Source organism: Kitasatospora sp. NPDC001309 (assembly GCF_042896295.1).
Taxonomy (GTDB): Bacteria; Actinomycetota; Actinomycetes; order Streptomycetales; family Streptomycetaceae; genus Kitasatospora.
In genome coordinates, this window is the sequence record NZ_JBIAXC010000049.1 from 1 (window position 1) to 10,808 (window position 10,808).

Annotated in this window: 10 protein-coding genes, 1 tRNA gene and 1 pseudogene; 10 read left to right on the forward strand and 2 right to left on the reverse strand. The window is 70.6% G+C overall.

Annotated elements, in window-relative coordinates; genetic code table 11:
• The 7 genes and pseudogenes from ACFY2K_RS35150 to ACFY2K_RS35180 form a co-directional block, all read left to right on the forward strand.
• Positions 1 to 188 (forward strand): annotated as a pseudogene (locus ACFY2K_RS35150) (IS630 family transposase); the annotation flags it as partial.
• A gap of 26 nt (positions 189 to 214) precedes the next feature.
• The gene (locus ACFY2K_RS35155; protein WP_387716677.1) at positions 215 to 433 is read left to right on the forward strand and encodes a hypothetical protein; all 219 of its coding nucleotides are present in this window, start codon (positions 215 to 217) and stop codon (positions 431 to 433) included.
• Between the two features lie 9 nt (positions 434 to 442).
• A complete protein-coding gene (locus tag ACFY2K_RS35160) occupies positions 443 to 2,500 on the forward strand; it encodes a phage portal protein (protein ID WP_387716679.1) in 2,058 nt (685 codons plus the stop codon).
• Positions 2,501 to 2,561: 61 nt separating this feature from the next.
• Positions 2,562 to 2,804, forward strand: coding sequence for a hypothetical protein (locus ACFY2K_RS35165; protein WP_387716681.1), 243 nt, complete (start codon positions 2,562 to 2,564; stop codon positions 2,802 to 2,804).
• A 146-nt stretch (positions 2,805 to 2,950) separates the two neighbouring features.
• Positions 2,951 to 3,982, forward strand: a complete 1,032-nt coding sequence (locus ACFY2K_RS35170; RefSeq protein WP_387716683.1) for a hypothetical protein — start codon at positions 2,951 to 2,953, stop codon at positions 3,980 to 3,982.
• 85 nt (positions 3,983 to 4,067) lie between these two features.
• Positions 4,068 to 5,105 carry a hypothetical protein gene (locus tag ACFY2K_RS35175; RefSeq protein ID WP_387716685.1) on the forward strand — a complete coding sequence of 346 codons (1,038 nt, stop codon included), beginning with the start codon at positions 4,068 to 4,070 and terminating at the stop codon, positions 5,103 to 5,105.
• A 67-nt stretch (positions 5,106 to 5,172) separates the two neighbouring features.
• Entirely contained in the window at positions 5,173 to 6,315 is a 1,143-nt protein-coding gene (locus ACFY2K_RS35180) for an HK97 family phage prohead protease (RefSeq protein ID WP_387716687.1), read from the forward strand.
• Between the two features lie 79 nt (positions 6,316 to 6,394).
• Here ACFY2K_RS35180 and ACFY2K_RS35185 read toward each other — a convergent pair whose 3' ends face one another.
• Positions 6,395 to 7,258 (reverse strand): SAM-dependent methyltransferase, encoded by an 864-nt coding sequence (locus ACFY2K_RS35185; protein WP_387716812.1) that lies wholly within the window; start codon positions 7,256 to 7,258, stop codon positions 6,395 to 6,397.
• Between the two features lie 374 nt (positions 7,259 to 7,632).
• Here ACFY2K_RS35185 and ACFY2K_RS35190 point away from each other — a divergent pair, with 374 nt between their 5' ends.
• The 3 genes from ACFY2K_RS35190 (at position 7,633) to ACFY2K_RS35200 (ending at position 9,023) form a co-directional block, all read left to right on the forward strand.
• Complete coding sequence (locus ACFY2K_RS35190; RefSeq protein ID WP_387716689.1) at positions 7,633 to 8,199, forward strand: sigma factor-like helix-turn-helix DNA-binding protein; 567 nt, start codon at positions 7,633 to 7,635, stop codon at positions 8,197 to 8,199.
• Positions 8,196 to 8,876 carry a hypothetical protein gene (locus ACFY2K_RS35195; protein WP_387716691.1) on the forward strand — a complete coding sequence of 227 codons (681 nt, stop codon included), beginning with the start codon at positions 8,196 to 8,198 and terminating at the stop codon, positions 8,874 to 8,876. Before ACFY2K_RS35190 ends, ACFY2K_RS35195 begins: the two co-directional genes overlap by 4 nt.
• 70 nt (positions 8,877 to 8,946) lie before the next feature.
• A tRNA-Met gene (locus tag ACFY2K_RS35200) sits at positions 8,947 to 9,023 on the forward strand.
• A 58-nt stretch (positions 9,024 to 9,081) separates the two neighbouring features.
• Here ACFY2K_RS35200 and ACFY2K_RS35205 read toward each other — a convergent pair.
• Positions 9,082 to 10,728, reverse strand: a complete 1,647-nt coding sequence (locus ACFY2K_RS35205) for a glutamate--tRNA ligase (RefSeq protein WP_387716692.1) — start codon at positions 10,726 to 10,728, stop codon at positions 9,082 to 9,084.
• Positions 10,729 to 10,808 lie beyond the last annotated feature (80 nt).

Sequence of the window (10,808 nt, forward strand, 5' to 3'; positions counted from 1 at the left end):
CCGAACTCACCAACAAGAAGCTCCGCCGCGGCGTCCACCGCTCCGTCCAGGCCCTCGAACGCGACATCCGCGCCTGGGTCGCCGACTGGAACACCAACCCCCGGCCCTACGTCTGGACCAAAACCGCTGACCAGATCCTCGAATCCCTCGCTGGATACATCCGACGGATCAAGGACTCAGGACACTAGGCACCGAAGTGCCTAGCCTGCGTGCCGTGACCATACCCAGCAGGCACCAGCCCCATCTGACGGACGACGTCGCGCACCTGACTGCACGCCGGGTGCGCGACGTCGTCGCCGTCGTCCTGCTCGTACTCGGCGCCATCGGCCTCAACGCGGCCGCCTACGCCGCCGACCCGCGCCTCGGCCTCGCCTGCACCAGCCTGCTCGCGCTCGCGGGCGCGGCCATCCTCGGACACCACACCGAGCAGTAGGAGGACTGGATGCCCCGCCGCTGGTTCCCCAGCCTGCGCCGCCCCGCGCCGGCCATCAAGTCCATGCCGGAGTACACCATCGGTTGGACGCCCGCGGGCGTGGACCGGGCCCGTCCCTGGTCGGTCGAGCGTGCGGTGCGCGACGGCATGGAGCGAGCCGTGTGGATCTACAAGGCGGTCGACACGATCTCCAACCACGCCGCGGACAGACCGCTTCGAGTACGCCCGCGCAGTGGTACCTCCGACGAGCCGCTGCCTCCCCACGACGCGCACCCGCTCTACCGCGCGATGAACATCAGGGCCAACCCAGCCGAGGGCGCGTGGACCTTCAAGAAGCGGGTCAGCATGCAGCTTCTGCTGTCCAAGCGCGGGGTGTTCCTCGAGCCGACATTCTCGCGCGGAGGCGACCTGCTACGGATCGACCTGCTGCCACCGGGCCGCACCCGGCCGGTACCGTCTACCGGCGCCGACCTGATCTCGCACTTCGAGACCGTCACGATCACTGGGGAACTGCGCCACCTCGACGTCGACCAGGTGCGGTGGATCCGAACCCCCCACCCGCTCGACCCGTACAGCGGCATCACACCGCTGGAGGCCGCAGGCCTGAGCGCCGACCTCGACTTCTTCACCCGCCACTACAACCTGTCGTTCGTCAACAACGACGCCAGGCCCGGAGGCGTGATCGGTATCGACGGTGACATGGACGACGACGAACTGCGGCTGCTGCGCGCCAGGTTCGGCACGGGCCCGTCCGCGGCCGGCTCCTGGACGGTGCTCAACGGCGGCAACGTCACCGTCACCGACACCTCCGTCACACCCAGGGACATGGCCTACGAGACGGTCGCCGCCCTGTCCAAGATCGAGCTGCTCGCCGCGTTCGGCGTCCCGGAGTCCCAGCTCGGCAACGCCTCGGGCAGGACGTTCGACAACGCCCGCGCCGAGAAGACGACGTTCTGGGAGATCACCATGCCGCCGCACCTGCGGCTGATCGCCGACGCCTTCCAGGACGACGCCGGGGAAGACGCCGAGGTCTACTTCGACACCTCCGACATCGACGTGCTGCGCGAACCCCGAACCAAGCGCCTGTCCGAAGCCCGCGAGGAAGTCGCCGCCGGCGTCCGCTCGATCCGCTCCTACGCCGAACTCGCCGGATACGCCGACGAGATCGATGACACCCCCGAGACCCGGGCCCTGTGGCTTGCCTCCGGCCGGACCGCCCTGCCCGCCCGCACGGCAGATGCCCCGGCCCTCGACGCCACGACACCGTCCCCGGTGCCGGCCACAGGCAAGACGCTGTCGCCTACCTCCGACCTCGCCCTGGACGAGACCGCAGCCGATTCCCTCCGCGGCCGCCTGGACGACGCCCTCCAGACGCTCACGACCCGGTGGACGGAACGCACCGTCGCCCGGCTCCACTCCCCCCGGCACCGCAAGGGCACCCGGCACTGGGACGACCGAGGCGACACCCTCGCCGCCGCCGGTATCAAGGGTCTGCCCGTTGACCAGGTGATCGACGTCGCCACCTGGCAGCAGGAAGCCGCCCAGGCCCTCCAGCCCCTCATCGAACAGGCTGCCGCCACGGCCGCGACGGAGCTGCACGCCGCCCTCGGGTCGACCGGCACCGCCACCGTTGCCGTCTGGCCCACGATCGCCCCGCTGCTCACCGCCTGGCTCGCCAAGCGGGCCCAGGTCCTCGCTGAGGACGTGGCCGCCGCCGACCGGGAGGGCAAGAGCCTGGCGGGCATCGCCGAGGCGACCCGCGACTGGGGTCGCTCCCTGGCGAGCTGGGCGGGCGTCACGGCGGGCCACATCGCCACCGCTACCGTCGAGAGCGCCCGTGACCGGGCCGTCGCCGCCAACGCCCGCACCGGGCTCGTCCGTCGCTGGGTGGCGCACGACGACGACCGCACCAGGCTCGGCCACGACGCGGTCGACGGCCAGATCCAGCCCTACGGACAGCCCTTCACCATCGGCGACGACCTGCTACGCCACCCCGGCGACACCACTGCCCCGTCTGGACAGGCCGTCAACTGCCGCTGCCACCTGGCCTGGAGTATCGAACACTGACCGCCCGCGCCGGACCGTAGAGCGCGACGACTTCGCCCGTACCCCCGTGTGAGGATGAAGCATGACCACCGGAACACCGAGCGACCGCCAGCAGCTCAACGAGGACTGGCTGCGCAGTCGGCGTTGGGACATCCGCTTCGCGAACGGCGAGCCCGTCACCACGCTCGACGGGCTTGCCCAGGTACTGCGCGTCTCCCGGCAGGAAGCGGCCAGCCGGGTCCTGACTCAGCCGTTCGGCAAGGCCGCCCCGCAGCAGCTGCGGGTCGAAGCCGAGCAGGAGAACGGCGGCGACGCGACGGCGTGACCATCACCCAGCGCACCGAGCGGGGCGAGGACAATAGCGTCCCCGACGCGGCGTTGGCCGTCGGGACGCCACCAGGCCGCAGTGACGCTAAGGCGCGCCGCTGACAGGGTGCGCTGCATCAAGTCGCCCCGCCACCGGAGGACCGTGTGGGCCACCCGACCCGAACCGTCCGGCTTGTCCGCCTGCGCCTGCGCTCGAAGAACAAGCCGTTCGCGGAACACCTGCACCCGCGGGACGGCCGCGGCCGGTTCGCGCACGGCCCCGGCGCGGGGCTCAACCCGTTGCTGGAGCGCGTCCGAGCAGCCGCGAGCCGGCCGTCCAGGGCGCCGCGCTCCGAACCCCGCTTCGACGAGGAGCAGCACGGCCTGGTGTTCCGCGACGGGCAGAGCGAGCGCGTCGCCAAGGCGTACAAGGCGAATGTGGTGGAGGGGATCGCCCGGGACCTGCGGGACATGCCGGACGAGACGCTGCTGTTGGAGTCCGACCGGGCCTGGCTCGACAAGGTGCGCTTGGGGAAGGTGCGCGCGTACGAGGACCCGGCGACCGGGATCGCCAACTCCGTTCCGTTGGGCGACTCCCCGGCGGACGCGTCCTGGACCCGCGTCGACGCGGACCGGGCGCGCGAGCTCTTGCGGCGTGACGCCGTCAACCAGGTGGTAGCCACCTGGGCGATGACCTCCAACGACGAAGACCCCGGAGCCCTCGCCCTCCAGGAGACCGCACGGGACGCCTTCGGCCTCCACCCGGCCGCCGACTGGCCCAGCACCGACCAGATCGCACGGGAGACCGCCGGCCAGCGGGCCGCCCTCGGTACCGGCCACGCGGCGATCCTGACGGCGATGTGGGAACGCACCCAGAACCACCTGGCCGAAGCCGACCTCGGCTCCCTGACCGTGTGGCGCGGCGTCGCCACTTCGGACGGGCGGCCACCCGCAGGCTGGACGGCTGACGGCAGCACCCTCTCCGACCCGCTGCTGCGCCCCCTCTCGGCCTTCTCCCTGGACCCGGACGTAGCCCACGGCTTCGCCACCGACGAGGGACCCGGCTTCGTGATGAGCGCGATCGTGCCTGCAGAACGGGTGATCGCGACGCCGGCCACGGGGCTCGGCTGCCTGGACGAGTCGGAGGTCGTCATCCTGGCCGGCCCCGGCACCTGGCACTGGCAGTCCGCGGAGTAGCCCCGTACCGCTCGGCGCGACACCACCCCCGGCCCGGTGCCACGCTGCCGCCGACCTGATCTCCAGCAGAAGGCGGTGTGGTGCGGTGCACGACTTCCCCGCTGTCGCCCTCCGGCTGCGCCGCAAGAACCGGCCCTGGGACGAGGCCCGACACGCGCGCGACCTCCAAGGCCGCTTCGCCCACCACCCGGGCGCCGACCGAGCCAGCCTCCCGGGCACCCTCGCCGACGACCACACCGTAAACCAGGACGCCCTGCTGGGGAAACGGCAGCGGCCCCCCGGCGCCGTCAAGGCCGCCATGTGCGACTCGCTCGCAAGGAAGATGAGCGGCGTCCCCGACGAGCAGCTGCTGTCCGACTGCCAGCGCGACCGCCTCGCCCGGGTCCGCGCCGGACAGCTCGCCGCGTACCGCCCGGAGTCCGGGCACAATGGCTACGCCGACTACGTCGAGCAAACCGACCTCGACAGCGGCGCCCGCCGCGAGCCCTGGGGCTACGTGAGGATGAGCGCCGAGGAGTACCGGGACTTCGCCCGCGCCGAGGCCGTCTCCCACCACGTCGCCGGATGGGCGGCGACCTCCAACGACCACGACGCGAACGCCCTCGCCCTCCAGGAGACCGCCAGCCAGGCCTTCAACCTCACCGACACCATGGCCTGGGAGCACGGCGACGCCGACCTCGACGCCGAAACCGCCCAGGCCCTTGCCGAAGACGGCCCCGTGCTGCACGCCTTCCTCACCGCCATGTGGCAGAACACCCAAGACCACTTCGCCGGCCTCGGCATCACGCACGTCACCGTCCACCGCGGCTTCACCAGCGGCTACGACGACACCCACGTCAGCCAGATCGACGGCCAGGGCACCGTTACGGACCTGCGTCTGCGCCCCCTGTCGTCCTTCACCACCGAGGAACACGTCGCTGCCGGCTTCGCCACACACGGCGGCGAGGTCCACGTCGGCTACACCATCAGCGGCGACGTGCCCGTCACCCGCATCCTGGCCGTACCCGGAACCGGCGTCGGCTGCCTGGACGAGTCCGAGATCGTCGTCCTCGCAGGCCCCGGCGACTGGCACGTCCAACAGATCTACGCCGAGACCGACGACGACAACTGGTACGACGAGTAGAACGAGACCCAAGCCCGCCATCCGCCTACCGTGACCGCCACCAACCCAGCGAACCGGGAGCGAGAAGGTGGCACCGACCCCCAGCAGCACGCTGGACCACAAGCAGGCGATGCTCGGCGTCCTGGAAACCGACGACGACCAGGGCACCTTCACCACGCTCGTGTCGATCACCGGGCTACGCGACCACGACGGCGACGTGATCGAGCCCGGTGCCTACGCCCGCACCCTCGCGGAGATCACACCAAAGGGCGTGTGGTCGCACGACTGGAACGTGTGGACCGCCCGCACCGAGCACACCGAGGAACTGCTGCCCGGCGACGCCCGGCTGCCCGCCGCCCTGCCGAACGGCCAGCCCTGGCCCGCCGAGGCCGGCGCGCTCCTGATCAAGGGCCGCTGCAACCTGGCCACCCAGGCCGGGAAGGACATGTACGCCAACCTGCTGTTCTTCGGCGACCAGGTGCAGTGGTCCATCGGTTACCAGGTCCGAACGGCCAAACGCTCCAAGGGCGTTCGCCGCATCACCGACCTCGACCTCTACGAGTACAGCCCGGTGCTGTTCGGCGCGAACCCCTACACCTCGACCCTCGACCTCAAGCAGCACAAGGCCCGCGGGGCCCTGGGCGACACCCAGGTGGAACTGGCACCGCTGGCCGGCACCCTGGAGGAGCGGATCGACGCCATCGCCTCGGCCGTGGAGCAGCGCCTGCGTCCCACGGAGGACGACCGCCTCGAGGTCGGCACGGTGGAGATCATCGGCACCTACCCGGACCGGGTCATCGCGACCATCTGGAGATACACCGAGGACGGCTTCGGCTCCAGCAGCTGGGAGGTCCCGTACACGCTCTCCGGCGACGGCACCCCGGCCGTCGGCCAGCCCAGCCCCGTACGCCTGGTGCTCGACGTCGAGGGCGCCGGCCCCGAGGCGGCGCTGGCTGCCCTCGCGCCCGACGTCGAACGGGTCGCCTCCCAGATGAAGACCCTCGCGGACCTCCAGCACAAGGCGGGCCGGGTCCTCTCCGGGGAGAACGCCGACCGTCTGGCCTCCGCCGTGCAGCACCTGGTCGCCGTGCTCACCGCCGCCGGCATCGACTGGCAGCCGCTCAAGCCGCCCCCGGCTGACGAGAGTAAGACCCTGGCCACGGCGGTGCTCCAGCCGGGCGAGATCAGTGCGGCGCTCGCCCTGTTTGCCGATGTGCGGACCACCAGCTGACTGGTCAGTACGGAACCTTCGGGATTCGGGAGCGAACGGTTGCATCCGCCGGCACCAAAGGTGCTTCACTGACGATAGGTCACCGCTTCACCGCGACGGCGGCGTAGGCACTCACCTGGGCCTCGGTGATCCCTTGGTCGGCTCCGTTCGGCCGCCACCTATGGGTGGGGCAGATCCCGGGATCGAGGAGGTCCCAGCCGTCGAAGAACCGCTCAACCTGCGCCCGGGTGCGCATGCGGACCGTGGTGCCAGCGGCGGCGTAGACCTGGGTGATGCGCTCGGCCTCGGCTTGTCCGAAGTCGGGGGTGCCGTGGCTGATCACCAGAGCGCTGCCTGGGGAGAGCGCGTTCTTGAGCTGTTCCACGATCCGGTAGGCGTCTTGGTCGTCGGGCACGAAGTGGAGCAGGGCGTTGAGGCTCATGGCGACGGGTGCGGTGACGTCGATGGTCCGGTCCAGCTCCTGCGAGGTGAGGATCGTGGCCGGATCGGTGACGTCGGCCTGGAGGTAGGTGGTCAGCCCTTCGGGGCTGCTCAGTAACAGGGCGCGGGCGTGGGCCAGAACGATCGGGTCGTTGTCGGTGTAGAGAACCCGGCTTTGCGGATTCACGGCCTGGGCGACCTCGTGGAGGTTGGGCGAGGTGGGGATGCCGGTGCCGATGTCGAGGAACTGGGCGATGCCAGCCTGTGCGAGGGTGCTGGTGGAGCGGTGCATGAAGGCCCGGTTCGCTCGCGCGGCGACTCGGGCGGATGGGAACACCGCGATCGCCTGGCCGGCGGCTTCCCGATCTGCGGCGAAGTTCGTTGTCCCGCCGAGGTAGTAGTCGTACATGCGGGCGGAGTGGGCCCGGTGAAGCTGGAGGTCGATCTCGTCGTCCTCGTCGTTGCGCGTGCCCACCGTGCCCCCCGGCCGTCTCGTCCTGCGCTGCTGTTCGTGCCGCGCCATGCGGAGCGCGCCACGGCGCGCCACCGGCGGATGCTCCTGCGGTTCCTGCCCGGGGCCGTTGCATGTCAACCCCGACGCCGCCCGGATGGGCGAACTGGACTGCTCCGGGCGGTGCTTGAGCACGATGACCAACGTACGACAGGAAGACCCGACAATCGATCAGCTAATGCAGTAGTCATACTATTACCGTCTGTCATTTTCTTTGCGCCCCCTTTGCACCCAGCGGCCCCCACTGCGCTTCCATGTGCCTCGGGGGGACACGAGTTCCCCCGAGGCACACCAGCACCGGCCGCACGCCAGTGCAGGGGAGGGACAGCGCGATGCTGATCAACCGGGACGAGCCGCCCAGTGCCGGCCTCAGGGGAGGCCGGGCCATGAACGACACCAGCGGAACGACGTCGGGTGGCCGCGAGGCGCTCACCTTCGACGCGTTCTGCGCTACGCACGAGCGCGCCTGGCTGGGGTTCGTCCGCACCCAGGTAGGCCACCGCGACGGCGGCCCCGAACTGGTGGTGGCCGCCACCAAGGAGCACCTGCGCCGCAACTGGGCACTCGCCCTGCGCCAGGAGATCCCGGCGGCCTACGCCTGGCGGCTCCTCAAGGAGCACCTCGCGGCCTGGCGCGCCGCCCAGGCCGAGCCCGTCGCCGTGCAGACCGTGGCGATCGACGCCGTGATCGACCACTTCCGCCGACAGGCCCGCATCAGCCTGGAGACCCTGCCCGAGCGGATCGGCCTGATGACTGCGATCCTCGAACTCCCCGAACGCCAGCACGACAGCGTGGTCTTGCGCTACTGCCTCGACTTGGACGAGGAGCAGGTAGCAGACTTCCTCGGAACCCCGGTGGCCACCCTGCGCTCCAACTTGCGCCACGCCCGCCGCCGCCTCGCCACCGCCATCGGAAGGCCCGAACTCGCCGAACGGCAAAAGGGGGACCAATGAGCGGACCCGCCGACCAGCACCCCAGCCTCCTCACCTGGCACGCAGGCCCGTACCTAGGCCTGGACACGGACGCCACCGAGGCCAGGATCTTCACCTGCACCAGCACCGCGCCGCCCGCCGCAGCCGCCCACATCACGGCGGCTCCGGCCCCCTTCCCGTCCGACCACGAGCAGGCATTCCACGAACTCGACCTGGCTGTCGCCCTCGTCCTCAACGCGCCCCAGGCCGGCCGGTCCCTCGACCGGCTCGTCAACTCCCACCACATCCACCCCGAAGGCGCGCTCGTCTTCGGCAGCCTGCTGTTCGTCACCAGCCGTACGGACGCAGCCCAGTTCTGGTGGCAGTTCGCCGCGGGCTCCGGCAACGCCACAGCCGCATACCTGCTGCACCTGCACCACCTCACCCTCGGCGAGACCCGCGACGCGGCCCACTGGCGAGGCCAGGCCGAGAGCGTCCCGTCCAAGCCGAGGACCCCGTGCGCCTTCCAGAACCTGACCCCGCTGCTGCCCGAGGACGTCCGGCGCGACATACTCGCCCGCTGCCACGAAGGGCTCCACCCACGACTCCCCCCAGCCCTTGAGACCGTCATCAACCGGCTGACGATCCTGTGCGACGACGAGGACTTCGGCGAGGTGCCGCAGCCCTCGCCGACCCTCGCCGGACAGCTCGCACACTGAGCACCAGCACCGGCCGCGCGGGAATCCGGTTTGTGATCACCCGCTCGTGCCGTAGAGTCGGGATTACCGACGCGGGGTGGAGCAGCTCGGTAGCTCGCTGGGCTCATAACCCAGAGGTCGCAGGTTCAAATCCTGTCCCCGCTACCACGTAGGCCGAAGGGGCGGACACACGATGTGTCCGTCCCTTCGGCGTTCCACCTCACGGTCAGGCCAGCCGTACGGCCTCCAGGCGCCGTCGTACCTCGGCTTCTCCGAGCGTTGCCGCCACCAGGTGCAGCGCGGGGCTGCGGGTCGAGCCGGTGAGCAGCACGCGGATGACCTGCGAGGCCTCCTTGATGGAGCCCGGGTACAGGCCGGGGTTCTGCTTGTAAGTCCTCGCGCTGTCGGCGAATTTCAGCTCGGCGGCGACGGCGCGGAGCTGGTCGAACCAGTCGTCGCCGTCCTCGATGGGCTGGTAGCGGTCGAGCAGGCGCCGGCTGAGGTCCCGGACCACGTCCGGGGCCAGGCCGCCGAACCTCGGATCGGCAGGGTCGGTGACGAGGTCGAAGAGCTGCCGGAAGAAGAACCCATAGTGGGTGCCGAAGTTGCTCCACATGCGAAGGTCCTTGCGCGGGTTGTCAAATCCGTCGCGCTCCACCGCGAGGGCCCTCAGCGCCAGGTCATCCTCGCCCTCCAACACCTCGGCGAGCGGCACGTCGTACACCTTGGCCCACTCCTTGACGCGCCCCAGGATGGTGGCGCCTGGCAGGGCGGCGATGTAGTCGGCGCAGATGTCCTCCAGCTTCGCGAGGTTGATCAGCGCGCCTGTCACCCCGCACTCCTCCAGGCGCAGGGGCTCACGCAGGGCTTGGTCGAGGGGCATCTCGGCGAGCCGGCCGTTGGCCAGGCCGCGCAGGTAGTACAGGACGGCCTCGGTCGGGTAGCCGGCCTGGGCGTAGTACTCGACGTCCGCCTCGGGGTCCCGGCGCTTGCTCAACTTGCGGCGGGTCTTGCCCTCCTGCTTCATCAGGGGCGCGATGTGGGCGTACGGGATACGGGGGACGCCGAGGGCGTCGAAGAGCTGGTGATGAACCGCGACGGAGGAGAGCCACTCGTCGCCGCGGATCACGATGGTGACGCCCATCAGATGGTCGTCGACGGCGTGGGCGAGGTGGTAGGTGGGCAGGCGCAGAGCGCTGTCGGAGGTCTTGAGGATGACGGTGTCGGCGCGGTTGTCGTCCATCTCGATGGTGCCGCGGATGCGGTCGGTGAAGGCGATGCGCCCCGCGTCGGTACCCGGGGAGCGGAACCGCACGACGTACGGGACACCGGTGGCGAGCCGTTCACGGACCGCCTCGTCGTCGGCGTCACGCCACGGCGCCCACTCGCCGTAGTAGCCGCTGGGCACCTTCTTGGCGAGCTGGTCGGCGCGCAGGGCCTCGAGTTCGTCCTTGGTGGCGAAGCACGGGTAGGCCTTCCCCTGACGCATCAGCTCGCGGACGTAGGTCTGGTAGATGCGGGCGCGCCGGGACTGGGTATAGGGCCCGTAGAGGCCGGTGGTGTCGGTCTCGTCGGAGGCGACGCCGAAGTGGCGGAAGGCGTGGTCGAAGCGGTCGACGGCGCCTTCGACTTCACGGGCCTGGTCGGTGTCCTCGATGCGCACGAAGTACACGCCGCCGCTCTGGCGGGCGATGGCCGCGTCGATCGCGGCGACGTGGATGCCGCCGATGTGCGCGTGGCCGGTGGGGCTGGGGCAGAACCGGGTGACCTCGGCACCGGCGGGCAGCTGGCGGGCGGGGTACTGCTGCTCCCAGAAGGACGGCTCGGGCAGGTCCGGGTCGAAGAGCGCGTCGATCTCGCTGCGGTTGAGCACAGGGGTCCTCCGGGTGCGGTGTTTTCTCGCCGTAACGGCGGCCGGGCGGCGGTTCGGTCGGTGCCGGCGGGCCGGGCCGC

What these genes read in the sequence shown, in the direction of transcription:
- ACFY2K_RS35195 (WP_387716691.1), top strand. Translation starts at nt 8,196, where the DNA reads ATGAGCGGACCCGCCGACCAGCACCCCAGCCTCCTCACCTGGCACGCA.
- ACFY2K_RS35185 (WP_387716812.1), bottom strand. Translation starts at nt 7,258, where the DNA reads ATGGCGCGGCACGAACAGCAGCGCAGGACGAGACGGCCGGGGGGCACG.
- ACFY2K_RS35160 (WP_387716679.1), top strand. Translation starts at nt 443, where the DNA reads ATGCCCCGCCGCTGGTTCCCCAGCCTGCGCCGCCCCGCGCCGGCCATC.
- ACFY2K_RS35190 (WP_387716689.1), top strand. Translation starts at nt 7,633, where the DNA reads ATGAACGACACCAGCGGAACGACGTCGGGTGGCCGCGAGGCGCTCACC.
- ACFY2K_RS35165 (WP_387716681.1), top strand. Translation starts at nt 2,562, where the DNA reads ATGACCACCGGAACACCGAGCGACCGCCAGCAGCTCAACGAGGACTGG.